Raw genomic sequence first — 24644 nt, forward strand, 5'->3', positions numbered from 1 at the left:
CCTCGAGTCGGCGTGACCGGCTGGTACTCGGCGATCGGCGCCGGTCAGTCTCCTCTGCGCAGCCACCGCCGCACCTCGCTCCGGCGGTCCGGGCCGACCACCGGGACGACGGGGTCGTCCGCCGAGCCGGAGCCTTCCAAGCGCACCGCGTGACACCAGCCGTGCTCCGCCAGGGAGTCGGTGAGCGACGAGCGGATCTTCCGCTGGTCAGCGGACGGGCAGGAGGGGGACTGGGCGTAGGCGACGGCGAGCCCGGCCAGCCCTTGGGCCACCGACTCGTTTCGGGTGGCCGCGACCCGGTCGAGCAGCACACCGGCCACCGAGCCGCCGCGCACGTGCCGCAGCGACCGTACACAGTCCAGCGCCGCCTCGCCGACCAGCGCGTCCCGTAGCAGCGCCGTCTCCACCACGTCCATGAGCCCCGGGCCCTCGGCGGGTTCCAGGTCGACATGACGCAGGGCCGCCAGCAATGACACCGCGGCCATCGCGGCCAGGTCGTTCCCGTCAAGCACCTGCGCGCTGAGCAACGGCTGCACGCGGGCGGGCTCCGCGCGCACGAGGAACGGCAACGGGTCGCGCGAGGTCATCGCCACCAGGATGTTGAGCACGGCGCAGACGGTCGGGATCTCGATCAGCGACGCGTCGTCCCAGCGGGAACGCAGCATGGGCAGCCATGCCAGCAGCAGGCTGGTCATGGCGTCCACATCGACATCCTCAGGGATGAACGGTGCCGCGATGTCGGGGCGCGCACCGAGCGGGAAGTAGGCCATCGCCCCAAAGGCGGCCAGCTCCTGATCAGTGCGCCCCACCGGGAGGGCCCCGGCCCTCAGCTGCCGGATCGCTTCCTCTGCGGCCGCATCCCCGGTCAGCCCGGCTGCCAGCGCGGCCGTACACGCCTGCACCACCTGGGCGGTCAGTCCGATCGCCCAGGGGGCACCGGCCTCCCCCGGCAGGCGGCACGCCGACGCCCCGACCCGTTCGGCGGTGCCGGCCGCAGCGGCCACCAGCTCCGGTACGACCTCGTGGCCGGCACCGAGCTGCAGGGCCACCGCGAGGTGCGCGGCCAGCGCGCTCTCCAGGTCGTCGGCCTCGGCCACCCACTCCGTGAGCACCCGCTGGGCGCCCTGCCGCCAGCGCGGCACGCTGAACAGCGTCAGGAGCCAGGTCCGGTGCCCGTGCGGCTCCTCGGCCGCGCGGCGCAGTGCCTCTCGTACGGCATCCGGTTCGTCGATGTCCCACTGCGACAGGGCCTTGCGGAGCAGACCGCGCCGGAGCGGCCGTGTCTCGGTGCGCAGCGCCGCGGCCATCCCCCACCATGCGCCCACGCCGCGTTCGGAGACCCGGTGCTCGCGGTCGTCACGGTCCACACCACGCAACGGGCCGAGCAGGACGAGATGCGCCGTCGCGGCTGTGGTGGCGCTCGCGGTACACACCAGATCGACCAGGGCGGCGCCTGTGTCCTCCTTCCACGGCCGGTTCTCCAGTTCGTGCAGCCTCAGGACATCGCGCGCGTAGGGGGCCCAGCCCGTGTCCGGGGGTTCCTGCGCCAAACCCGCCGCCAGGGACTCGGCGGCGTCGCCGGTGACCCGGTGAACCAGGGCCAGCGCCTGGACCGCGGCGCCAGGTTCGCCGCCCAGCAATTCCCGTGTGCCCTCCGCGTCGAGCAGGGTGAGGGCACGGAGCTGAGCCGGGGCGTACCGTGCGCCGGGCAGAGCCGTCGGGTCGGTGCGGCGCAGCTCGTCCAGCAGCAGAGCACCGGTTTCGAGGGCGATACGCACCTCCGAGGGGAGGGTGCCGAGCACGGAGCCGAGTGCCGTGGCGGACAGCCGCACGGCTTCGTCCACAGAGGCACCGGCATCGGTGTCGGAGCCGGCGGGCAGTGCTTCCAGGGTCGCCGCCCACGGGTGCTCCTGCTGCGGATCCACCACCCGCAGCCGGGACAGCACGGACTTCCGGACGACGCCCGGCCTTCGGCACTGCCCAGGCAGCACCGCCAACCACGCCAGGACCGCCGTGGGGTTCAGCAGTGGGGAGGTGGGCGGCTCCTCCTGCCATCGGCCGGTGAGAAACTCGGCCAAGGCGGTCGCCTGCCGCAGCGGATGTCTCATGTTCCCGGTGTGCAGCGTCAGAACATGCGGCCAGGCACCCACGGCATGCAGCAGCCGCAGCACGGCGAGATGTACCGCCGAGCGAGTGAGGTCGTCGAGGTCATTGCGGGGCGACCACACCCGGTCGTGCAGGAACAGGCACGCGCGGATGACCGCGTCCGCCACGGACTCCACCGTCCGGATGAGCGCGCGCGTGGTCGCGGCGTCCCCGCTGGTCGGAGTGCCGTCGAGCGCGAGCAGCCCGAGTTCCGCCTCGGCGTGGTCCGCCGCCGTGCCGTCGCCGGTCGTCCCCGCCCGCAGCACGGCCCGCAGAGCATCCGCCTCCCCTGGGCTGGTGAGCAGCCACTTCCGCACCGCTGCAGTGATGTCCGGCGTACCCGGCCGGGTCATCCACAGCGGGTCGAGAGCGACGGGGCGGCGAGCGGGTTTGCCCACGGTGTCGAGATACACGGCGATGTTGTAGACGATGTCGTCAGCCTTGAAGCGCGGTACCAGTTCGGAGGCGCGGCGTTCGATCTCCGCCGCCCGCTTGTCGTCCGGCTTGCTCAGCAGTCTGGCGAAGTCGTCGTACTCGAGTGTCCACCGCAGTACGTCCTGGTGGTCGAGCCCACCGAAGAGGGTCACCAGCACGCGCGTCACCGCAGGATCGAGCCGACAGCGCGCCCACAGCCCGTCGTCCGCGGTGAGCAACCGGGGCAAGGGCAGCACCAGCGACTCCACCTCGGCCTGGTCGACCCGCCTGCGCTCGCGTTCCCATGCGGCCCGGCCGAGTTCCACGGAGGTACGGGCCTGCCGCGACTGTTCGGTCCCGTCGTCCTCCGGCACGTACAACTCGTCGAGGATCAAGACCGTTCTCCTCGGTGGGGGTCCCGCGGCGCGGCGAAGCGCCCGTTGCACCGGCTGGCCCCACTCCGGTGGGTCCTCGTCCACGTGTGCCAGGAGACAACTCGTCACGGACTCACCGAGCCACTCCCGGCGCAGGTAGAGGGCGGTGAGCGGACCGAGCGCCCCCGGGGAGTCCAGTGCGGTCATCGCCACCTTGTCGAATCCCGAACCCACGTGGGCCCGGACCTCGGCAACGGCATCGTCCAGCCGGTCGAAGGGCTCCCCCGTCGCGCGCAGTACCTCGTAGGTCTGCGCGACAAGCTTCAGGAGTTCGGAGACCTCGCCCAGGTACTGCTCGCCCGGCGCGGCCTCCAGTTGCGCGGTCAGGAAGACGCGAATCCACGGCTCCGGATCTTCCGCGTCGGCGCCCCGGGCCATCACCGCGTTGCGCAGCTCGGGTGTGCTCTCGCCCAGCACCAACAGGATGGGCTCCCGCCAGCTGGGGTCGTGGATCACTTCCGCGATGCGGTCCGGCAACGGGACCTCGCCGTCGAGCAGGGACAGGCCGACCAGGTACTCGCGGAAGGTCTGGTGCGAGAAGCCGAACTCGCCGGGGGAGAACTCGGCGAGCACACCGACTTTCTCCCGGATGTGGTCGACCAGTCGCAGGGCGACGGCGCCGGTGCCGTCACCGGTCAGCCTGGAGGCGCCGAACAGGGCCTCGTCGAGGAATTCCACCAGTTTGTCCTCGCGGATACGGATGTCCCCGTTGTCCTGCATCCACAAGGCGACCCGGGAGAGCATCGACAGGAACGCGTCCTCATCGGCCAGCACTCCGTCCAGTTCGGGATCGGTGATGCCCGGGAAGCGCCGCCAGCGGTAGGCGATGTCGAGCAGCAGTTGGCGGTACAGGCCCGCTCGGGTGGCCGGCAGCGCGCGGTGACGGTGCCAGTACGAACACATCGAGGTCAACAGCAGCGGAGTACGGGCCAGCCTGCGCACCGTAGGATTGCTTGACTGCAACTGTGCTGTGAACGGCGCGATCTCGTTCACGGCCCGGATCTCTGTGAAGAACTGGGTCACGAACGCCTCGATCTGAGGGCCCGTCAGCGGCCGGATGCGGTAGTGGGCGATGCCGTCGATGGTCAGGTGCACCTCGTCGTACCCCGCCACCCGACTGGTGATCAGCACCTTGGCCGGCCCGTCCGTGGCGGTGACGTGCTCCCGTACCAGCCCGTCCACCGCGCGGACTACCTCACCGCGATAGCGCACCAGTTCGTCGAGGCCGTCGACCAGCATCACCGCGTTGCCGTCCACCAGCGCGGTCGCGAACATCGTGCGCAAGGTGTCGGACCCGTACCCGATGGCGGCGAGCGCCTCCTCCGGCATCGACGCGGCGAGGAAGGCAGGCAGGTCGTCGGTGTCCTCACCTGCGGCGAACCGGCTCGCGTTGTGTGCGGCGTAGTCGGCCACGCGGAAGCGCAGCGGAATCCGGAGCGCACCGTCCGCGCGGCCCAGCAGGACGTCCCGGCCCTCCAAGGCCAGTTCCGAGCCGAGCCACTGGCACAGCACGGTCTTGCCGGTGCCGGGATCCCCGAGTACGACCACCACCCGGTTCCGCTCGAACGCGTCCTCCAAGTCTACCGGATCAGGGTCGGCCGAGGCCGAGCCCGCGGTCTGCCGCGAGCCCCGCTCCAGGATCTCGATCAGTCGGTTGCCCCAGGAGCCCCCGACCGCGATCTCGGCGGCGTCCAGGAGGCGCAACTCCTCGGAGCGCGCCCGGTCGTCGGCGGTGCGGGCGTCGGCCTGAAGCGAGATGTACATGGTGCGCAGGGGCAGCCTGCGCACCCGTCGCACCTCCTGCTCGCCGGCCTCCGCACCCAGGTCGCCGAGATCGATGTAGCGCCAGGCGTTTGCCGCCCAACGCAGATACCCTTCCGCGACGGTACGGAAGACAGCGGGCGACAGGGCCTCGACGGAGGGATCGACGGCCCGGTCCGGCACGGGAAAGAAGGGCGGTACCACACCGGTGAGGCCGACCCAGTTGGTACTGATGACCTGGTGGCCGGGGCGCAGGGTACTGCGGTTCATCGCGTCGACGATGGCATCGGGCTGGTAGGCGGGGCCTCGGTAACCGCTGGCGTCGAGGTCGTCGAGCGCGGCGCTCAGGAGCGCGGGGAAGGCGCCGGTGGCCGCCTCCTGGGCGGGTTTCGCCGATGTGATGACTCCGAAGGCCGAGCCGAGATCCTGGGCCCAGGCGGTCGCGGTCCGTACGACCGCCTGGGCCACCAGGTCGCTGCCGCCCCGCTCGGAGTAGCAGGTGTCGACCAGCAGCAGGACGCGGCGGACGTTGGTGCCCTGGACGACCTTCTTGGTGAGGTCACTGGTGGCCAGGGCGTCGTCGATGTCGCTGGGGTCGGTGTCGCTGGTGAGCAGGACGTGTTCCCCGCTGCTCAGGACCTCGCCGTGGGTGCCGATGTAGACGACCAGCATGTCCTCGCGGGTCAGGTCGTCGCGGCGGCAGAAGGCGCGCAGACGCGCCGTCAGGTCGGCTGCGGTGGGGCCCGTCAGCGGGGCCTCCGCCAGTTCATAGCCGAACCGCTCCGTGAACAGGCCCACGACCTGCTCACACGCCTCGGCCAGTTCCGGGCGGTCCCAGTCGGGTTGCCTCGGGTATCGGGGGGTCACGGTGGCGAGGAGGAACCGGCGCCCCGGCGGTTCGCTCATCCCAGCACTGCCGCGATCGCCGCGCCCGTGCGCCCCTCGGTCAGGTAGGGGATGACAGAGTGGGCGTTGGACCCGTTGTGCACCAGCACATTGCGCACGCGGTCGCCGAAGCACGGGCGCAGGTCCTTGACCAGTGCCACCACGTCGCCGGAGTCTGCGATGTTGGTCCACGTCAGGGAGTCGCCGCCGGGCCATGCACCGAGCGCGCCGCTGGGCGCGGGGTCGAGCCGGTGGAAGATGTGGTACGGGATGCCCAGCGGTGATCCCAGGGTCACCAGGAGACGCACCCCGTGGCCAGGAGTCGCGCACAGCGCCTCGTAGGCGACCACGGAGCCCAGTGAGTGAGCCACGACGGCCCGGGTGTCCGGGCCGATCAGTGCCGTCACCCGCGCACGGGCTGTGGCCCGGACCCGGGGGTCGGACAGGTAGGTGGTGACCTGCTTGAGATCGCCGACCATCGCCCGCTCACTCAGCTTGGCGAAGTAGCGGCTGTTAGAGAGCTGCCGCAGCGCGCGTTGCGCGCGCTCGGATGTACGAGCGAGGGTGTTCCCGTTCGGCGGCGCCACCCCTTCGTCGACCTCGGCGGCGTGCACCCACCAAGAGGTGAGCAGGTCCAGTTCCTGACCAGGTGCTACATCAGCGGCGCTGTACAACGGTTCGCCTCCGGCCAGCGACGTGGCCGGAGGCCGGAACAGATCGCCGTAGAAGGCCATGGCGGTGTCCGGAACGGCCGGGCACCCTGCCCTGGCCAGCCCGTCCAAGAGCGCCGGAACCCACTGCGCGAGCAGAGTCCGTTCCCCCAGCACCTGCTGGCCGATTCCGTGTACCAGGACCACCGTAGCCACCACGGGCTCCCCCCTGCCCTCGGACCAGGCATCAAGTAAACCATCAGCCGAGACTCGGGTCCGGCGTTTCGGGTGAATTGGGTAAGCCCATCTCGTCGGCCACAGATCGGAGTTCATGGCGATGTCCTGTAGCCTCACTCGGTCCCTCAGGCCGACGCCAGACCCTCCGGCGGCGGCACCGCCGCCCCCGGCAGCCGTACCGTCGCCACCGTGCCGCCGCCCTCGGCCCGGGCCAGTGACACCTCACCCCCTGCCTGCTGCACCGTCCGCGCCACGATCGACAGGCCCAGCCCCGAGCCCGGCAGCGCCCGCGCACTCGGCGAGCGCCAGAAGCGGTCGAAGGCGTGGGGGAGTTCGTCGGCGGGGATGCCCGGGCCGTGGTCGCGGACCGTGAGGGTGCCGTCGGCCATCCGTACCTCGATCGTGCCGCCCTCCGGGCTGAACTTCACCGCGTTGTCGAGGATGTTGACCACCGCCCGCTCCAGGGCGGAAGGTTCAGCCCGGACGAACCAGGGCTCGATGTCCGCCGTGATGGTCAGCTCCGGGCCCCGCAGCCGTGCCCGTCGCAGTGCCGACTCGACCGTGTCGTGCCAGGCGACGATCTGTGTCCTGCCCGAGTGCTGGCCCGTGTCGGGCCGGGACAGTTCCTGGAGGTCGCCGATGAGCGCGGCCAGTTCCGTCATCTGCGCCTTCACCGACGCGAGCAGCGCCTTGCGGTCAGCCTCGGGCAGGGGGCGGCCCGTCTCCTCGCTGCGGGTGAGGAGCTCGATGTTGGTGCGGAGGGAGGTGAGAGGGGTGCGGAGTTCGTGGCCGGCGTCCGCGATCAGTTGCTGCTGGAGGTCACGGGAGCTGGCCAGGGCCGAGGTCATGGAATTGAAGGAGTGGGAAAGGCGGGCGATCTCGTCCTCGCTGTCCTCCTCCACCGGGATGCGGATGTTCAGGTCCTTCGTGCGGGCCACGTGCTCGACGGCCTCGGTCAGCTTGTCGACGGGACGCAGCCCGGCCCGGGCGACGGCCAGGCCGGCGGCTCCGGCGCCGAGGACTCCCACGCCGGAGACCAGGAGGAGAATCAGGGCCAGCTCGTTGAGCGTGGACTGGGTTCCCTTGAGCGGCAGGGCGATGACGAGGGAGTAGTCGGCGGCCACGCCCTGTGTCAGGGGTCCGTCCTTGACGACGACCGCCGTGGTCAGGACGCGCAGCTTGTTGCCGTCGTTGTCGACGCCGTCGCGGATGTGGGCCTGGTTCGGGTCGGGGTCCCTGGCCACGGCCTTGTCGTCGGCGCTGACCTGCACCTGGGCCGTGGAACTCGGGAAGAGACACACCTTGCCGTCGCCCCGGACCAGCTGCCCGTAGCTCTTGGGCCGCGACCCCATGCCCAGCGAGTCGGAAGGTGTCTGAGGGCAGCTGTCCGTGAGGGTCTGGAACTCTTCCGGACGCAGCGGTCCGACCGATGACGTCAGGGCGTTGGCGATCTCGTCGTACAACTTCCCCTGCACGATGAACCAGCAGGTCACCGACACCGCCGCCACCGCGAACGCCACCGCCGCCGCCACCAGCAGCGCCAGGCGCGACCGGATCGGCAGCGAGCGGAACCGGCGTACGGCCTTGTTCACTCGGCGCCGCCCTGCCGCAACACGTAACCGACGCCCCGCACCGTGTGCACGAGGCGCGGCTCCCCGCCCGCCTCGGTCTTGCGGCGCAGGTACATGACGTACACGTCGAGGGAGTTCGACGACGGCTCGAAGTCGAAGCCCCAGACGGCCTTCAGGATCTGCTCCCGGGTGAGGACCTGGCGCGGGTGCGCCATGAACATCTCCAGGAGCGTGAACTCCGTGCGGGTCAGCTCCACCTGGCGGCCTCCCCGCGTGACCTCCCGCGTCGCGAGGTTCATGCGCAGGTCGGCGAAGGTGAGCCCGTCCTCGTCGGCCGGACTGCCCGCGCCCACGGCCGCCGCGTAGGAGCTGCGGCGCAGCAGCGCGCGGATCCGGGCGAAGAGTTCGTCGAGCTCGAAGGGTTTGACCAGGTAGTCGTCGGCGCCCGCGTCGAGGCCGGTCACCCGGTCGCCGACCGTGTCGCGGGCCGTGAGCATGAGGATCGGCGTCGTGTCGCCGGTGCCGCGGATGCGGCGTGCCGCCGTCAGGCCGTCCATGCGGGGCATCTGGATGTCCAGGACGACCAGGTCGGGGCGGTACGCCGCCGCCTTCTCCAGGGCGTCCGCGCCGTCGACGGCGACCTCGGTCCCGTACCCCTCGAAGGCGAGGCTGCGCTGGAGTGCTTCGCGCACCGCCGGCTCGTCGTCGACGATCAGGATGCGCTGGGAGTCACGGTCGCCGTCTGCGGGGCTGCTCATGGGTCGGGGTCCTCGAGGATGAAGGGACGGACGGGGGCACTGACGCTCTCAGCCTCGCACGCCCGCGGGGCGGGCCGGGAGGAGCGTCAGCCCCGTACCTTGCGGCGCCGGGCGGCGGCGGCCGGGCGGGCAGGCCGGGCCTCGGCCGTCGCGACCTCGGGCGCCCGCGTCGCCGTCGCCGGCGCCGGTGCGTGCAGTGCGTACGCCACCGCCAGCGGCAGCGCGAACCCCACCGGGTCGGCCCCCGGCACCGTGTGCGGAACCTGCTGGATCATCGTCGTACTCCTCACCCGGGGAACTCACCCGGGGAACTCAGCCGGTCGAACCGGCCCGCAGCTTCGCGAGGTCGGCCTTGACGGTGTTGATCGGGATGGCGAAGCCCAGGCCGACACTGCCTGCCGCGGAGGACGAAGAGGCCTGGCTGGTCGGCGAGTACATCGCGGAATTGATGCCGATGATGTTGCCGTTCATGTCGATCAGCGCACCGCCGGAGTTGCCCGGGTTGAGGGACGCGTCGGTCTGGAGTGCCTTGTACGTCGTCGTGTCGTTGCCGGTGTCGCCGTTGAACTGCCGCCCGCCGAACTCGAACGGCCACCCGTCCCCCTGCTGGGACTGCTGCCCCTGGTCCTCGTCCGTCGGGACCGTGACGTCACGGTCGAGCGCCGAGATGATGCCGCTGGTCACGGTGCCGGACAGGCCCTCGGGCGAGCCGATCGCCACGGCCTGGTCGCCGACCCGCACCCCGGACGAGTCGCCGAGCGTCGCCGCCTTCATGCCGGAGGCGTTCTCCAGCTTGATCAGCGCCAGGTCCTTCTTGCCGTCGGTGCCGACGATCTTGGCGGAGTACGACGTGCCGTCGTTGGTCGTCACCTTGATCTGCGAGGCGCCGGAGACGACGTGGTTGTTGGTGACGATCTCGCCGTCGCTCGTGATGATCACGCCGGAGCCGGTGGAGGAACCGGCGCCCGAGTCGGCGCTGATCTCGACGATGCTGGGGCTGACCGCCTTGGCGACCCCGGCGACCGTGCCCTTCTGACTGGAGGGCACCACGGTGGTGCTGGTGGAGCTGGAGGAGACGGTGCCGTTGCCGGTCAGCTCCTGGATGCCGTAGGCGGTGCCGCCGCCTATCGCCGCTGCCACGATCGCCACGGCGGCGAGCAGGGCGACGGGGCCACGGGTGCGCTTCTGGGGAGCGTGCGCCGGGGCGTGCGCCGGCGGGGGCGGCCACTCGGGGTTCACCGGGGCCTGCTGCTGACCCTGGTAAGGGTTCTCGTATTCGCCACTGCGGTGGAAGCTCTCGGTCATGGCATCGAGCTTGTCGCCCGACCATGAGAGCTTCCTGAGGGCTTGCTGAGAAGCCCGACAGAACCTCGTATGCCCGATATAAAGGCGGCCCGGGAAGGGGCGGGAGGACGGGTGAAGGGGCTGCGGAAGGGACCGTGAGGGGGCCCAGGAAGGGACAGGGACCGTGAGGGACTGCGCAAGGGGCCTTGAGAGGACTACGGGCAGCCTACGGGCAGCCGCAGGACCGCCGTACCACCAAGCGCGACGGGAACACCTTCAGCCGCTCGCGCCGCGCCCCCGCGACCCGCAGCCCGTCGTCCAGTACGAGATCCACCGCGGCCCGGGCCATCGCCGAGCGGTCGGAGGCGACCGTCGTCAGGGGCGGGTCGGCCAGCGCCGCTTCCTTGATGTCGTCGAAGCCGACCACCGCCAGCTCGCCGGGGACGTCGATCCGCAGTTCACGCGCCGCCCGCAGCAGGCCGATCGCCTGGTCGTCGGTGGAGCAGAAGATCGCGGGCGGGCGCTCGGGGCCGGAAAGGATCTTCAGGGCGGTCTGGTAGGCGTCGTAGCGGTTGTAGAGGGCCTCGAAGAGGCGGCCCTCCGTGGAGATGCCGGCGTCGTCCATCGCGCGGCGCCAGCCCTCGACGTGGTCGGAGACCGGGTCGCCGACCGCGGGGGTCTCCGCTATGCCGCCCATACAGGCCACGTACGCGTAGCCGTGCTCCAGCAGATGCCGTACGGCGAGCTGGGCGCCGCCCAGGTCGTCGGTCACCACGGCGACGTCGTCGATGGCCTCGGGGCGCTCGTGCAGCAGCACGACCCGGGCGTCCCAGGCCTCGATCTCGGCGGCGGCCAGGTCGTTGAGCGCGTGGCTGACGAGGATCAGGCCCGAGACCCGCATCCCCAGGAACGCCCGCAGGTAGTGGACCTCGCGTTCGCCCACGTAGTCCGTGTTGCCGACGAGCACCATCTTCCCGCGCTCGGAGGCGGCCTGCTCGACCGCGTGCGCCATCTCCCCGAAGAAGGGCTGGCGCGCGTCCGGGATGATCAGGCCTATGAGGTCGGTGCGCCGGGACGCCATCGCCTGGGCCACCCGGTCGGGCCGGTACCCCAGTTCCTTGATCGCGGCGAGGACACGCTCGCGCGTGGCCGGGGCGACCGGCCGGGGTCCGTTGTTGATGACATAGCTGACCACGGCAGTGGAAGTCCCTGCCAGCCGCGCCACATCATCCCGAGTCACCTTGGCCACGCGCGGAGTCTACGCGGATATACCGGCTCTGGGCAGGGCGTAAGGGAGGATCCATACGATATCCCGACCGCCGTCCGGGGCGCCGCTGTGGGGAGCGATGCCCAGGTCGGCGGCGGGATACGCCTCTTCACGCCTTGGAGGAGACCTCGGCGGCGTCCAGGGCGGTCGACTCGTCCGCGTTGTTCGGCTTTGTCTTGGCCGCCTTTGCCTTCGCCTCCTCGGCGGCGCGCTCCACCTTCTCCGGCGTAACAAATCGATAACCGACGTTCCGGACGGTGCCGATCAGCGACTCGTGCTCGGGGCCGAGCTTGGCCCGCAGCCGCCGTACGTGCACGTCGACCGTGCGCGTACCGCCGAAGTAGTCGTAGCCCCACACCTCCTGCAGCAGCTGGGCACGCGTGAAGACGCGGCCGGGGTGCTGCGCGAGGTACTTCAGGAGCTCGAACTCCTTGAAGGTCAGGTCCAGGACGCGGCCCTTGAGCTTGGCGGAGTACGTCGCCTCGTCGACCGACAGGTCGCCGTTGCGGATCTCCATCGGGGAGTCGTCGCTGACGATCTGCTGCCGGCCCATGGCCAGCCGCAGCCGCGCCTCGACCTCGGCGGGCCCCGCGGTGTCGAGCAGGACGTCGTCGATGCCCCAGTCCGCGGTGACGGCGGCGAGGCCGCCCTCGGTGACGACGAGGACGAGCGGGCATCCCGGCCCGGTCGACCGCAGCAGCTGGCACAGGCTGCGGACCTGTGGGAGATCGCGCCGGCCGTCGACGAGGATGACGTCGGCGCCGGGGGTGTCGACGAGGGCGGGGCCCTCCGCGGGGGCCACACGCACGTTGTGCAGGAGCAGTCCGAGGGCGGGGAGCACCTCCGTCGACGGCTGGAGGGCATTGGTCAGGAGCAGCAGAGAACTCATACGTCTGGTTCCTCCTCGGTCCCTGCGAGGACGTTTGTTGGCACAGCACCGCTCTGCGATCCCGAAGGCCCCGTACACCTGCGGTTTCCCGCTTCGTATACAACGCTTCCGAAAGCACAAAAGGACCCGGGGGCGACGCTGCCCGAGTCCTCTGCCCAGCAGAATAGCCCACATGAGCTCTGGTCCGGCAGGTCATGTGGCGCGTTCCACCGATCGTCCACACTCCGAGACGCCTGGGGAAGCGCCCGTGCGGAGCCCGTCGAGGACGTTTCTGCGTACGGCCGACGGTGTGACGATCGACGCCGTGTACGACCCGGGCACGGCCGCACGCGACGCCTCCCGGTCGCCTTCCGGTCACCCCGTGTTCGTCGTCGCCCACGGCTTCACCGGGGCCGTGGACCGGCCGCACGTGCGGCGGGTGGCGCAGGCCTTCAGGCGCCACGGGGCCGTGGTGACCTTCTCCTTCCGCGGGCACGGCGCGTCCGGCGGGCGCTCGACGGTCGGGGACCGGGAGGTGCTCGACCTGGCGGCGGCGGTGCGGTGGGCACGGGAGCTCGGGCACGCGCGCGTGGGGACGGTGGGGTTCTCCATGGGTGGCTCGGTGGTGCTGCGGCACGCCGCGCTGCACCCGCGGCAGACCGGCGCCGTGGTGTCGGTGAGCGCGCCCGCCCGGTGGTACTACCGGGGGACCGCCCCGATGCGGCGGCTGCACTGGCTGGTGACGCGGCCGGAGGGCCGGGTGGTGAGCCGCTACGGATTGCGCACCCGCGTCCACCACCGGGACTGGGACCCGGTCCCGCTCTCGCCGGTGGAGGCGGTGCCGAGGATCGGGCCCACGCCCCTGCTGATCGTGCACGGCGATGCCGACGGCTACTTCCCCGTCGACCATCCCCGCATGCTGGCCGCGGCCGCCGGTGACCAGGGCGAACTGTGGCTGGAGTCCGGCATGGGGCATGCCGAGCACGCGGCGAGCGACGAGTTGCTGGAGCGGATCGGGGAGTGGGTCGCCGGCCGGGCGGGCTAGCCTGACGGGGTTCACCGTCGGGTGAGCCCGTGTGAGTCTGATGTGAGTCCGCTGCGACTTTGCGATTGAGGAAGCAGATGCCAAAGGTCACGGTGCGCTACTGGGCCGCCGCCAAGGCCGCGGCCGGGGTGGCCGAGGAGCCGTTCGAGGCGGCCACCCTCGGCGAGGCGCTCGCCGGGGTGCGCGAGCGGCACCCCGGCGAACTGGAGCGCGTCCTGCTGCGGTGCTCGTTCCTCGTGGACGGCGACCCGGTGGGCACCCGCGGACATGAGACGGTACGGCTGGCCGACGGCGGCACGGTCGAGGTGCTCCCGCCGTTCGCAGGAGGGTGACGATGACCAACCAGCCGTATGACGGCCACGACGGCCACGACGGCCACGACGGGTATGCGGATTACGGCGGTTACGGCGGCCACGGCCCTCACGGGCAGCAGCCTCAGTCGCAGCAGTCGCAGCAGGCGTGGCCCGGGCAGGCGTATCAGGGGTACGACGATCCGCACGCCGCGCAGCAGTACACGCAGCAGTGGCAAGGGCAGACGTGGGAGACGCAGACGCAGCGGCCGGTGTCCGCGCCGGCCGCTGCCGAGACGGCATATCTGCCGCCGCAGGGGTACGCGGGTCCGGCACCGGCTTCGGCTTCGACTTCAGGTCAGGCTCAGGCCCCGGGGTCTGCTCCAGTCCCTGCTCCTGCTGAGGTTGCCGAGGCGTCCGCGGCCTCGCCCTCTTCCGGTCCCGGGTACGGGCCCGCCACCGTCGGCGGGAACACGCGCGTCACGGACGCACAGCGGGCCCGGGCCGAGGGGCGGTCGCCGATCATCGAGCCCGGGATGCAGCCGGCCGCGCTGACCGCGCTGCTGGGGCTGTTGCTGGCCGGTGCGGCGGTGGTCGGGACGTACGCGCTGCTCGTGCCGCTGGTCGTGCTCCAGGCCGTCACCGCGGCCGGGTGGTTCCGGCTGAACGGGATGTGGCCGGCGCGGCAGGGCATCGCGCTGGGGTTCGCGGGCGCGCTGGCCGCGGACGCGGCGCTGCTGGTGTCGGACCGCTCGCCGGCGGCGATCCTGGGGACGCTGGGCGTGTGGGTGCTGCTCGCGCTGGTGCTGCAGCTGCGGTCGCACGCCGATCCGGACGAGCGGATGTACGGGCTGATGGCGACGGTCGCCGCGTCGGCACTGGCGATCGTGGCGGGCGGGTACCTCGCGGCCGACGCGGACGCGGTGACGGTCGGTGCGGTGGCCGTGGCGGTCGCGGTCCTGGCCCGGGCCCTGCCGCTGCCGACACCGGTGTCGGTGGGGGCGGCGTTGCTCGCGGGGGCGGGCGGCGGTGTCGCGGCCGGTGCGATGACGGGCCTGGGCACGTCGGGTGCCCTCCTGGGCGCGGGCGCGGCGGTGTGCGCCCTGATCGGCCACCGGGTCGCGAGCTACGACTACCCGTCCCGCTTCGTCCACTTCACGGCGGGGGTGGCGCTGCCGCTGGCTGCTGCGGCTCCGGCGGTCTACGTGCTGGGGCGGGCGCTGGTCTAACTGTTCTGTCCCGGGTGCCTGCGGCGGCTGGGCCGGGGCGCCTGACGCCGGGTGGTGGGTCGGGGCCGCGCCGGGGGGTGTCCGTCCTCGGAACGGCGCGATGGGGTCGGACGCCGACTGACTGTCCGTCGACGCGCCAACCGCCGCGGGCGGCCCCCCGACACGTCCCCTTCCGTAGTAACAGCGGCTGCGGATCCGCCGAGCTGCGGGCAGCGCGGGCCGCCGTACCTGTCACAGGTGATCGACAAATCTCGGGCCCCGGCCCCACACGGAGTTACCCTCACGCAAGGACGGCCACCCGGTCGTCAGGGACCGCCGTCTAACCGACTGGGTGGGGAAAACACCGCATGCGCGCACTGCGAATACTGCTGATCTTCGTCGTGATCCTGGGCGGCCTCTTCGTGATCGCCGATCGCCTCGCCGTCGGCTTCGCCGAGGACGAGGTCGCCGACCGCCTGAAAACGACGGAGAACCTGTCGGCGACGCCCGACGTGTCGATCAAGGGCTTCCCGTTCCTGACGCAGGTCGCCGGCGGATCCCTGGACGACATCGAGGTCGGCATCGAGAACTACGAGGCCACCGCGGGCAACGGCGACCAGAAGATCCGTATCGACGACCTCCAGGCCGACATGAAGGGCGTGGAGTTCTCCGGCGACTACAGCTCCGCCACGGCCACCAACGCCACCGGTACCGCGACCATCGCCTACGACGAGCTGCTGAAGACCGCGAAGTCCGAGCCCACCCAGGTCGCCCCGGGCGTCACCGCCAGCATCGTCGGTCTCTCCGACGGCGGAAACGGCAAGATCAAGGTCACCGTCGAGGCCACCGTCCTCGGCACCAAGCTGCCCGAGCCGGTCTCCGTGCTCAGCTCGGTGACGGTGGTCGACGGCGACACCGTGCGGGTGAAGGCCGACGGTCTGCCGAAGTTCGCCGGTGTCGACCTCGCCGAGAACCGGGTCCGTTCCATCACCGACTTCCAGCAGAAGATCGACGGTCTCCCCGGCGGCATCCAGCTGGACAAGGTCCAGGCCGCCCCGAACGGTGTGGAGATCACGGTGAAGGGTTCCAACGTCCGGCTCGCGGGGTAGGTACGGCCACGGCGGGCCCGACCAGCGCTGTCCGGTGGGCGAGACGGCGGCGTCCGTAGCGTAGATGTGACGACGGATACAGTCACCCGGAAGCCGTGCGGCGACCGCCCCGACAGCCCGCCGATCCCATATTTCGGATCATCTCGTCTCACTATGCGACACGCCGGTGACACGTCCGCCCTGCCCTCCCTACGATCGACGGCATGAAGCGACAGGCGGACCTCACGAAGCGGCGGGCAGTAGACCTGTGCCGCGTCGCCGCCATGCTCTGTCGCACCTTCTGAGCGACCGCGCCGGCCTGCTCGCCGGCGCGCGCATCCCCGCCGCCCCGCATCAAGGGCACCCGTGCGCCGCCCTCGTCATGGGCGCGCCCCGCAGACCTCGCACGCCCCGCCGCAACTGCCCCGGAGGAGAAACAGCATGAGCCGCAGCGACGTCCTGGTTGACGCCGATTGGCTCCAGGAGCACCTGGACGACCCGACCATCGCCATCGTCGAGGTGGACGAGGACACGTCCGCCTACGAGAAGAACCACATCAAGAACGCCATCCGGATCGACTGGACCAAGGACCTCCAGGACCCGGTCCGCCGTGACTTCGTCGACCAGGAGGGCTTCGAGAAGCTCCTGTCGGACAAGGGCATCGGCAACGACCACACCGTGGTCCTCTACGGCGGCAACAACAACTGGTTCGCCTCGTACGCGTACTGGTACTTCAAGCTGTACGGCCACGAGAGCGTCAAGCTCCTCGACGGCGGCCGCAAGAAGTGGGAGCTCGACGCCCGCGAGCTGGTCGCCGGCGACGAGGTGCCGGAGCGTCCGAAGACGGACTACAAGGCCAAGGCCCAGGACACGTCCATCCGCGCCTTCCGCGACGACGTCGTGGCCGCCATCGGTGCGCAGAACCTCGTCGACGTGCGCTCGCCCGACGAGTTCTCCGGCAAGCTGCTCGCCCCGGCCCACCTGCCGCAGGAGCAGTCCCAGCGTCCCGGCCACGTGCCGAGCGCCCGGAACATCCCGTGGTCCAAGAACGCCAACGACGACGGCACCTTCAAGTCGGACGAGGAGCTCAAGGAGCTCTACGCCGCGGAGAGCGTCGACCTGGCCAAGGACACCATCGCCTACTGCCGCATCGGTGAGCGCTCCGCGCTGACCTGGTTCGTCCTGCACGAGCTGCTCGGTGTGGAGAACGTCAAGAACTACGACGGCTCCTGGACCGAGTACGGCTCCCTCGTCGGCGTGCCGATCGAGCTCGGCGCCAACAAGTAAGCAAACCCGACCGACCTTTCAAGACCTCTCTTCAGGAGTACGACATGTGCGGTGCGAAGGCCGGCGGCCCCGACGCCTCGACGATCAAGCCCGGTGAGACCACGATCCAGGGTCAGGTGACCAAGGACGGCGAGCCCGTGACCGGCTACGTCCGTCTGCTGGACTCGACCGGCGAGTTCACGGCCGAGGTGCCGACCTCGGCGACCGGACAGTTCCGCTTCTACGCGGCCGAGGGCACCTGGACCGTCCGTGCCCTGGTGCCCGGCGGCGCCACCGCCGACCGCACGGTCGTCGCCCAGCAGGGCGGTCTGGCGGAGGTCGCGATCGCCGTCTGACGGCGTCAGGTCCTCGGAGGGCCGCACCCACCGGGTTGGACGCCTGGGGTGCGGCCCTTCGGCCTGCCCGGACCTACGCTGGACGTATGTACGGACGACGGCGGCGGGCCTACTTCACGATGATGGGCGGCTGCATCGCGCTGTTCGTCCTGGCGTGGAGCGTCGTACGCCTGTGGTCGGTCCCCGTGGCCGTGGGGATGTGCCTGGTGGCCATGGTGATCCCGCCCGTCGCCGCGATGGTCGCGAACCGGCGGGGGCCGGACGACCGCTGGTGGGACGACCCGTCCGGCGATCCCCAGTCCGACGAGTGGTGGGACGAGCTGGACGGCAAGAAGCGTCCCCGCTGAGGGGCGTTTCCCCACTCCGCGGAAACGTCTCAGTAGACGAGCGCCTGCGTCTCCTCCGCCATAGCCTCCTGGACGAAGACCTGCGCGCCCGCGATCCGTACGCCCTCGATGACGTCCTTCTCCGTGATCTCGCGCCGGGCGGCGCACTGCGTGCACAGGGTGACGCGGCCGGCCGCCAGGATCGAGTCGAGCAGGTCGGGCAGCGGGGCCGCGTGCGGCAGCTCGAACTCGGCGGCGCGGCCGGGGAGGGCGAACCAGGCGGACTCGCCGGTCAGCCACAGGGACACGTCGACGCCGCTCGCGACGGCCACCGCCGCCACCGTGAACGCCTGCGAGCAGCGCTCGGGGGCATCGGCCCCCGCCGTCACCTTGATCACCAGCTTCTTCGCCATGGCCGGAATCGTAGTGCCCAAGGCGCCCGCGTAAGCTGGGGCCCGGCCCTGCGCACCCATTCGCACCCCGCTCAAGGAGCACGCCGTGGAACTCTTCTTCGAAATCCTGCTGGTTCTGGTCGCCGTCGGCGTCCTCGCCTTCGCCGGGCTCACCGTGAAGAAGCTGTACCAGGGCCAGCGCTGACCCCCGAGACCCGACGTACGTCCACGACGAAAAGCTGCTGATGATCGAGATCCCGTCCGACCTCCACAAGGACCTCGTCCCGCTCGCCTTCCTCCTGGGCAACTGGGCGGGAGCCGGTGTGCACGACTTCCCCGGCTCCGAGAAGTGCAACTTCGGCCAGGAGGTCACCTTCACCCATGACGGCCGTGACTTCCTGGAGTACCGCTCCCACTCCTGGGTGCTGGACAAGGACGGCAACAAGGTCCGCCCGCTGGAGTCCGAGCACGGCTTCTGGCGGATCGACGCCGGCCGCAAGGTCGAGGTGACGATGACCCGCGACCACGGCGTCATCGAGATCTGGTACGGCGAGCTGGCCGACAAGAAGCCGCAGATCGACCTCGTGACGGACGCCGTGGCCCGCACCGCCGCCTCCCAGCCGTACACCGGCGGCAAGCGGCTGTACGGCTACGTCAAGAGCGACCTGATGTGGGTCGGCGAGAAGCAGACCCCCGAGGTCGAGCTGCGCCCCTACATGTCGGCCCACCTGAAGAAGGTCGTCACCCCGGAGGAGGTCGAGCGCTGGGCCAAGGCCCTGCCCGACGACATGCCGGACGACGGCATCGCCTTCTTCAAGTAGCCGCACCTCTTCCTCACCCAGCCGTATGCAAGTAGTCCTAGACTCGTGGGTGTGGTGAGCACCGACTGGAAGAGCGATCTGCGGCAGCGCGGCTACCGGCTGACCCCGCAGCGGCAACTCGTGCTCGAAGCCGTGGACACCCTTGAGCACGCGACCCCCGACGACATCCTCGTGGAAGTGAGGAAGACGGCGTCGGGGGTCAACATTTCGACGGTGTACCGGACGCTGGAGCTCCTGGAGGAGCTCGGCCTGGTCAGCCACGCGCATCTGGGCCACGGGGCGCCGACGTACCACCTGGCGGACCGGCACCACCACCTCCACCTGGTCTGCCGGGACTGCCAGAACGTCATCGAGGCGGATGTGTCGGTGGCCGCCGAGTTCACCGCGAAGCTGCGGCAGACGTTCGGCTTCGACACCGACATGAAGCACTTCGCGATCTTCGGCCGGTGCGAGGACTGCGCGCTCAAGGCTTCAACTACCGAGTCGTAGGCTTACGGATATGAAGAGTCCCCTGCTGACCCTGCCCGGCGCCGTCCCCGCCGAGGGCGTGGACGAAGGCGTCGCCGCCCACTACGGCGATCTGTTCCGCGAGCAGCGCGCCCTCGCCGACGGCGCCGGATTCGTGGACCTCTCGCACCGGGGAGTCGTCACCGTCACCGGCGAGGACCGGCTGGCCTGGCTGCACCTGCTGCTCAGCCAGCACGTCAGCGACCTCCCGGCGGGCCGCGCCACCGAGGCGCTGATCCTCTCCGCGAACGGCCACATCGAGCACGCGCTGTACCTCGTCGACGACGGCGAGACGGTCTGGGCCCATGTCGAGCCCGGAACCCAGGACGCGCTGATCGCGTACCTGGAGTCGATGAAGTTCTTCTACAAGGTCGAGGTCGCCGACCGGACGGCCGACATCGCGGTCGTGTACCTGCCGGCCGGCTCGATCGCCGAGGCCCCCGAGGGCGTCGTCGTACGCGAGACGCCGCACGGCCGGGACCTGTTCCTGCCGCGCGCGGACCTGGAGGCGTACGCCGGACAGGCCGGGCCGCCCGCCGGGCTCCTCGCCTATGAGGCGCTCCGCGTGGAGCAGCACCGGCCCCGGCTCGGCTTCGAGACCGACCACCGCACCATCCCGCACGAGCTGGGCTGGATCGACTCGGCGGTGCACCTGCAGAAGGGCTGCTACCGGGGCCAGGAGACGGTCGCCCGGGTGCAGAACCTGGGCAAGCCGCCGCGTCGGCTGGTCCTCCTGCACCTGGACGGCAGCGAGGTCCACCTGCCCGCGGCCGGCACCGGGATCCGGCTCGCGGACGACGGCCCCGACGGCCGGAAGGTCGGCTTCATCACGACCTCCGCCCGCCACCACGAGCTCGGCCCGGTCGCCCTCGCCCTGCTGAAGCGGAACGTGGCCGTGGACGCGCCGCTGGTGGCCGGCGACACGGCCGCGGCCCAGGAAGTCGTCGTCGAGCCGTAGGACTTGTAGATCTTTCGGGTCAGATTTCGATCAGCACGGTGAACGGGCCGTCGTTCGTCAGTGATACGCGCATCGCCGCCCCGAAGCGGCCCGTGGCCACCGTCGCGCCCAGCGAGCGCAGCTGGGCGACCACCTCGTCGACGAGCGGCTCGGCGACATCGCCGGGGGCGGCGGCGTTCCACGTGGGGCGGCGGCCCTTGCGGGCGTCGCCGTAGAGGGTGAACTGGCTGATCACCAGCAGTGGGGCGTCGATGTCGCTGCAGGACTTCTCCTCGTGCAGCATGCGCACCGACCAGAGCTTGCGGGCCAGCTGCGCCGCCTTCTCCTTGGTGTCCTCGTGGGTGACGCCGACGAGGACGCACAGCCCCTCGCCCTCGATCGACCCCACGGTCTCGCCGTCCACGACGACGCTCGCGCCGTCCACCCTCTGCACCACTGCTCGCATACGTCCATCATGCAGGGCGGTGACATGCGAGCCGCGGGTGGTTCGCGCATGGCCCGAAAGAGTGGTTTGCGCGGACGCCAACAGGCAGCGCACGGCCGTATTTTGCTGCTTAACCGCCCAACTGGGGTCTATCGGGGGCACTCGTTCCCATAGCGGCCAGTGGGGGTGGGACGATGCACGCACACACCGGTCGAGGGGACGGTTGAGGCACATGAGCACACCAAGCACCGGGCAGCACCCGGGGGCGGTCCGGTCGATGTACACGGGGGTCGGGACGTCGGAGTACCACCGGCCGCCGACGCAGCGCACGGACAGCCCGCGGCTGCCCTCGGACACTGGCGGGCACGAGCTGGCCGCACTGGGCCTGCCCGAGCTGCGCACGCTGCGCCGCGAGGCCCAGCGTGACGAGACCGACCTCAGCTACCTGCGGCGGCTGCTCCAGGGGCGGATCGACATCCTGCGCGCGGAGCTGGCCCGGCGCGCCCCGGACGACGCGGCCTGCGACGCCGCACCCGCGGAGGCGTCCGTCGTCGAGCGGCTGGCGGAGATCCTGCGGGACGCCCCGGCCCGGAACCGCTCCTCCGCCCGGCACGTCACCCTGGGCACCCCGCAGGGCGAGGAGTACCGGCGGCTGGCCACGGAGATGCTCGCCGAGGTCGAGCTGTCCGACCTGGACGCGCGCACGGACCTGGAGCTGACCACGGGGATCGCCCGGCTCGTGCGCCACGAGAAGCAGGTCTCCCGGCGCCGCCGGCGGCTCCAGCGCACGGCGGACGAGTGCAGCGCGGAGATGGCGCGCCGGTACCGGGAAGGGGAGGCGCGGGTCGACGACCTGCTGGTGTGAGCCCCCGGGGGTTCTCGGGGCTCCCGGGGTCCCCGGGGCTTCGGGAGGGCCGGTCCGTTATTCGCGCGACACCGACCGGCCCTCCGCCTAGCGTGAGGCCATGACCCCTGCGTCCTCCGCCTCCTCCGCCTCCCGCGGCGACGGCATCGACGTACGCCCGATCACCGAAGCCGAGTTCACCGACTGGCTGCGGGCCGTGCAGACCGGCTTCCTGCGGGTGCCCGCCCTGTCCGAGGAGGAGATCGAGGGCCGCCGCGAGCGGTTCGTCCCGGGCCGCTGCCTCGGTGCCTTCGACGGCGGCCGGTGCGTGGCGACCTTCCGGTCCTTCGACCAGGAGCTCACGGCCGTGGGCGGGGCGGGCGTCCAGGCCGACGCAGTCTCGGCCGTCACCGTCACCGCCACCCACCGCCGTCGCGGGCTGCTCAGCCGGATGATGGCGCGGGACCTGGCGGCCGCGAAGGACCGCGGGGACGTCGTCGCGACGCTGATCGCCGCCGAGTACCCGATCTACGGCCGGTACGGCTTCGGACCGGCCACCTGGATGTCCGAGTGGACGGTCGACGTGCCGCGCGCCGGTCTCGACGCCCGCTGGGCGGGCCCGGCGGACGGCGGGCGGATCGACCTGGTGGACGGCGAGGACGTCCGCAAGCTCGGCCCCGACCTGCACGAGCGGCTGCGCCGTACCCAGCCCGGGACCGTCAGCCGTGACGACCTGTGGTGGAAGGAGAACACCGGCGCCGTGCGGCTCGATCCGTCGTGGAAGCCGCCCTTCTTCGCCGTGTACCGCTCGGCCTCCGGCGACGTCGAGGGCATGGCCGCCTACGAGATCGACGACCACTGGGGCGACGCCAAGCAGCCGTTGAACACGGCCACCGTGCGGTGGCTGCTCGGCGCGACACCGGCCGCCGAGCGGGCCCTGTGGCAGTACCTCTGCTCCATCGACTGGGTCGTGAAGGTCAAGAGCGGCTGGCGGGCGCCCGACGACCTGCTCCCGCACGTCCTGCCGGATCCCCGGGCGGCCGGGATCACCTCGCTGTCGGACTGGCTGTGGGTACGGATCCTGGACGTCGTACGGGCGCTTCAGGCGCGGACGTACGAAGGGGAGGGGGCGCTGGTGCTGGAGGTCGCCGGCGTGGACGGGCTGACCGGCGGGCGCTACCGGCTGGAGGCCTCGCCCGAGGGGGCGTCCTGCACGCCGACCACTCGGAGTGCGGAACTCACGCTGGGACTGAGCGAGTTGGCGGCACTGTGGCTCGGGGACGAGTCGGCGGTCCGGCTGGCGGCGCTGGGGCGGGCCGGGGAAGAACGAGCGGGCGCCGCCCGGAAGGCCGACGCCCTGCTGCGTACGCCCAGGCGGCCGTGGTGCCCGGACATGTTCTGAAGCCGCTCTCTTCTGCCGATGGACAGGGACCCGCATCCGTAGCGAGCTGTTCGGTTGTGGTTGTTGTGCGGTGCTGCTGTCGTGCCGTGCCGTGCTGCTGTCGTGCCGTGCTGATCCGGCCGGGCGGGGCTCCCGGCTCCCCTCCGGAAGGGAGCCCCGTGGCGGGATGGCCAACCTCTTGAAGGTCTGACCATGTTGCTCAAGTTGGCGACCAACTTCACTGTACTTATCTCCGCCGGGAAGCGGCGCATAACCACCTTTCGCCGAACTGCCTGAAGATGGCGGGAAGTTGTAGTGTAAGGACGTGGACCCGGAACACGGCTCCGTCCATGGACGGCAGAGGGCGCAACGGCCACAGAGGACACATCACGAGGTGGCCGACGAGCTGCGCGCCCGCATCAGGTCAGGGGCGCTGCGGCCGGGTGCACGCATGCCCACCCAGGCCCAGCTGGCCCACGAGTTCGGTGTCGAGCGCGGTGCGGTGCGCCAGGCGCTGCGCGTCCTGCAGTCCGAGCAGTTGCTCACCAACGTGTCCAAGGGCAGCCCGGCGACCGTGGCCCCGAACCCCGCCAGGGCGCTGACCGGCCCGGAAGCGCCCCCGCTGCCGACGACGGTGGCCCTCGCGCCCCGGATCGCGGCGGCGTTCGCGGCGGAGCACGTCGAGATCGACGCCGTGTGCCTGACCTCCATCTCCCTCACCCTCGCCATCGGTGAGCCCCTGCGGCAGATCCACGCCGGACGGCTGAAACCGGCCAAGGTCGACGTCCGGGTGCTGCTGCCGAGCCGGGACATCGACCTCGCCTTCCCGGTGCCGGTCGAGGGACGCGCGGACGACTGGGTGCACGAGCGCTGGCTGTCGATGCGCAACGCCCAGGGGCAGGTGCTCCAGCACAACCTGCTGGCCCTGCGCGCCACGCACGGCATCGACGTCCGGGTCACGTTCCGCGCGCTGCCCTTCACCCCGCCGGTGAAGCTGTACCTGCTCAACGGCGCGGAGGCGCTGTTCGCGTACTACACGCTGGCGCGCCGGGAGGCCGAGATCGACCACGAGCACCTGGAGATGTACGACGCCCAGGGCACCCGGTCGATGCTGTTCTCCTTCCGGCAGGGCCCCCCACGTGACACGACGTTCGTGGAGCAGTCGCATCTGTGGTTCAACGCACTGTGGGAGACGATCAGTTCGGAGCTGGTGCTCACGAGCTGACGTCTCCCACGGTGGTGGGACCGGGCCGGCGCGGTGAACTCACAGGGCGGGACCCGTCATCAGCAGCGCGAGCACGACGGCTCCCGCGGAGCTGACCGCCGGGCTCTTGGCCTTGATGCCCACGGTGAGCAGGAGCAGGCCGATGATGCCGGCCGGTCCGTACTTCCACTGGACGAGCTGCTCGAAGGCGACGACGAGGACTGCGGAGAGGAGGGCGAGGGCAGGCATGTTCTTTCCCC

The 24644-nt window shown here is 71.1% G+C and carries 25 protein-coding genes; 14 read left to right on the forward strand and 11 right to left on the reverse strand.

Annotation, left to right across the window (positions count from 1 at the left end):
- Positions 1 to 44 precede the first annotated feature (44 nt).
- The 8 genes from ACZ5TL_RS35570 to ACZ5TL_RS35605 form a co-directional block, all read right to left on the reverse strand.
- A complete protein-coding gene (locus tag ACZ5TL_RS35570; RefSeq protein ID WP_468594919.1) occupies positions 45 to 5660 on the reverse strand; it encodes an NACHT domain-containing protein in 5616 nt (1871 codons plus the stop codon).
- On the reverse strand, positions 5657 to 6505 hold the full coding sequence (locus ACZ5TL_RS35575) for a hypothetical protein (protein ID WP_468594920.1): 849 nt from the start codon (positions 6503 to 6505) through the stop codon (positions 5657 to 5659). The genes ACZ5TL_RS35570 and ACZ5TL_RS35575 overlap by 4 nt, the downstream gene beginning before the upstream one ends.
- Positions 6506 to 6651: 146 nt before the next feature.
- Positions 6652 to 8118, reverse strand: a complete 1467-nt coding sequence (locus ACZ5TL_RS35580) for a sensor histidine kinase (RefSeq protein ID WP_468594921.1) — start codon at positions 8116 to 8118, stop codon at positions 6652 to 6654.
- Positions 8115 to 8855, reverse strand: a complete 741-nt coding sequence (locus ACZ5TL_RS35585; protein ID WP_468594922.1) for a response regulator transcription factor — start codon at positions 8853 to 8855, stop codon at positions 8115 to 8117. Before ACZ5TL_RS35585 ends, ACZ5TL_RS35580 begins: the two co-directional genes overlap by 4 nt.
- An 86-nt stretch (positions 8856 to 8941) precedes the next feature.
- Positions 8942 to 9130, reverse strand: coding sequence for a hypothetical protein (locus ACZ5TL_RS35590; protein ID WP_468594923.1), 189 nt, complete (start codon positions 9128 to 9130; stop codon positions 8942 to 8944).
- A 37-nt stretch (positions 9131 to 9167) separates the two neighbouring features.
- Positions 9168 to 10160, reverse strand: a complete 993-nt coding sequence (locus tag ACZ5TL_RS35595) for a S1C family serine protease (protein WP_468594924.1) — start codon at positions 10158 to 10160, stop codon at positions 9168 to 9170.
- 205 nt (positions 10161 to 10365) lie between these two features.
- Positions 10366 to 11388, reverse strand: a complete 1023-nt coding sequence (locus ACZ5TL_RS35600) for a LacI family DNA-binding transcriptional regulator (protein ID WP_468594925.1) — start codon at positions 11386 to 11388, stop codon at positions 10366 to 10368.
- Positions 11389 to 11515: 127 nt separating this feature from the next.
- Positions 11516 to 12295 (reverse strand): response regulator transcription factor, encoded by a 780-nt coding sequence (locus ACZ5TL_RS35605; RefSeq protein WP_468594926.1) that lies wholly within the window; start codon positions 12293 to 12295, stop codon positions 11516 to 11518.
- Between the two features lie 172 nt (positions 12296 to 12467).
- Here ACZ5TL_RS35605 and ACZ5TL_RS35610 point away from each other — a divergent pair, with 172 nt between their 5' ends.
- The 8 genes from ACZ5TL_RS35610 (at position 12468) to ACZ5TL_RS35645 (ending at position 17874) form a co-directional block, all read left to right on the forward strand.
- Entirely contained in the window at positions 12468 to 13319 is an 852-nt protein-coding gene (locus ACZ5TL_RS35610) for an alpha/beta hydrolase (protein ID WP_468594927.1), read from the forward strand.
- A 77-nt stretch (positions 13320 to 13396) separates the two neighbouring features.
- Positions 13397 to 13651 (forward strand): MoaD/ThiS family protein, encoded by a 255-nt coding sequence (locus tag ACZ5TL_RS35615; protein WP_468594928.1) that lies wholly within the window; start codon positions 13397 to 13399, stop codon positions 13649 to 13651.
- Positions 13652 to 13653: 2 nt separating this feature from the next.
- Positions 13654 to 14838 carry a hypothetical protein gene (locus ACZ5TL_RS35620; RefSeq protein ID WP_468594929.1) on the forward strand — a complete coding sequence of 395 codons (1185 nt, stop codon included), beginning with the start codon at positions 13654 to 13656 and terminating at the stop codon, positions 14836 to 14838.
- A gap of 347 nt (positions 14839 to 15185) precedes the next feature.
- Positions 15186 to 15926 carry an LmeA family phospholipid-binding protein gene (locus ACZ5TL_RS35625; protein WP_468594930.1) on the forward strand — a complete coding sequence of 247 codons (741 nt, stop codon included), beginning with the start codon at positions 15186 to 15188 and terminating at the stop codon, positions 15924 to 15926.
- Between the two features lie 203 nt (positions 15927 to 16129).
- The gene (locus ACZ5TL_RS35630) at positions 16130 to 16210 is read left to right on the forward strand and encodes a putative leader peptide (protein ID WP_350310325.1); all 81 of its coding nucleotides are present in this window, start codon (positions 16130 to 16132) and stop codon (positions 16208 to 16210) included.
- Between the two features lie 136 nt (positions 16211 to 16346).
- On the forward strand, positions 16347 to 17192 hold the full coding sequence (locus ACZ5TL_RS35635; protein ID WP_468594931.1) for a sulfurtransferase: 846 nt from the start codon (positions 16347 to 16349) through the stop codon (positions 17190 to 17192).
- A gap of 44 nt (positions 17193 to 17236) precedes the next feature.
- On the forward strand, positions 17237 to 17527 hold the full coding sequence (locus ACZ5TL_RS35640) for a DUF1416 domain-containing protein (protein WP_468594932.1): 291 nt from the start codon (positions 17237 to 17239) through the stop codon (positions 17525 to 17527).
- Between the two features lie 86 nt (positions 17528 to 17613).
- Entirely contained in the window at positions 17614 to 17874 is a 261-nt protein-coding gene (locus tag ACZ5TL_RS35645) for a DUF3099 domain-containing protein (protein ID WP_468594933.1), read from the forward strand.
- Positions 17875 to 17903: 29 nt separating this feature from the next.
- On the opposite strand, the gene ACZ5TL_RS35650 is transcribed toward ACZ5TL_RS35645, so the two are convergent.
- On the reverse strand, positions 17904 to 18266 hold the full coding sequence (locus ACZ5TL_RS35650; protein ID WP_468594934.1) for a DsrE family protein: 363 nt from the start codon (positions 18264 to 18266) through the stop codon (positions 17904 to 17906).
- A gap of 224 nt (positions 18267 to 18490) precedes the next feature.
- Between ACZ5TL_RS35650 and ACZ5TL_RS35655 the strand changes: the two genes are divergently transcribed.
- Genes ACZ5TL_RS35655 through ygfZ form a run of 3 tightly spaced genes read left to right on the forward strand, consistent with a single transcriptional unit; the run spans position 18491 to position 20531 of the window.
- Entirely contained in the window at positions 18491 to 19066 is a 576-nt protein-coding gene (locus ACZ5TL_RS35655) for a heme-binding beta-barrel domain-containing protein (RefSeq protein WP_468594935.1), read from the forward strand.
- Positions 19067 to 19117: 51 nt separating this feature from the next.
- Positions 19118 to 19555, forward strand: coding sequence for a Fur family transcriptional regulator (locus ACZ5TL_RS35660; RefSeq protein ID WP_086562977.1), 438 nt, complete (start codon positions 19118 to 19120; stop codon positions 19553 to 19555).
- Positions 19556 to 19565: 10 nt separating this feature from the next.
- Positions 19566 to 20531: a CAF17-like 4Fe-4S cluster assembly/insertion protein YgfZ gene (ygfZ, locus tag ACZ5TL_RS35665; protein WP_468594936.1), complete on the forward strand. Its 966-nt coding sequence runs from the start codon at positions 19566 to 19568 to the stop codon at positions 20529 to 20531.
- A gap of 19 nt (positions 20532 to 20550) precedes the next feature.
- On the opposite strand, the gene dtd is transcribed toward ygfZ, so the two are convergent.
- Positions 20551 to 20976 (reverse strand): D-aminoacyl-tRNA deacylase, encoded by a 426-nt coding sequence (dtd, locus tag ACZ5TL_RS35670; RefSeq protein WP_468594937.1) that lies wholly within the window; start codon positions 20974 to 20976, stop codon positions 20551 to 20553.
- A gap of 211 nt (positions 20977 to 21187) precedes the next feature.
- Here dtd and ACZ5TL_RS35675 point away from each other — a divergent pair, with 211 nt between their 5' ends.
- The 3 genes from ACZ5TL_RS35675 to ACZ5TL_RS35685 all read left to right on the forward strand — a co-directional run bounded on the left by ACZ5TL_RS35675 (position 21188) and on the right by ACZ5TL_RS35685 (position 24405).
- Positions 21188 to 21820, forward strand: a complete 633-nt coding sequence (locus ACZ5TL_RS35675) for an RsiG family protein (RefSeq protein WP_468594938.1) — start codon at positions 21188 to 21190, stop codon at positions 21818 to 21820.
- Between the two features lie 100 nt (positions 21821 to 21920).
- Entirely contained in the window at positions 21921 to 23201 is a 1281-nt protein-coding gene (locus ACZ5TL_RS35680) for a GNAT family N-acetyltransferase (protein WP_468594939.1), read from the forward strand.
- 304 nt (positions 23202 to 23505) lie between these two features.
- Positions 23506 to 24405 (forward strand): FadR/GntR family transcriptional regulator, encoded by a 900-nt coding sequence (locus ACZ5TL_RS35685; protein WP_468594940.1) that lies wholly within the window; start codon positions 23506 to 23508, stop codon positions 24403 to 24405.
- Between the two features lie 39 nt (positions 24406 to 24444).
- Here ACZ5TL_RS35685 and ACZ5TL_RS35690 read toward each other — a convergent pair whose 3' ends face one another.
- On the reverse strand, positions 24445 to 24633 hold the full coding sequence (locus ACZ5TL_RS35690) for a hypothetical protein (RefSeq protein WP_468594941.1): 189 nt from the start codon (positions 24631 to 24633) through the stop codon (positions 24445 to 24447).
- Positions 24634 to 24644: the final 11 nt, after the last annotated feature.

It is taken from the genome of Streptomyces sp. NPDC033136 (assembly GCF_055578235.1).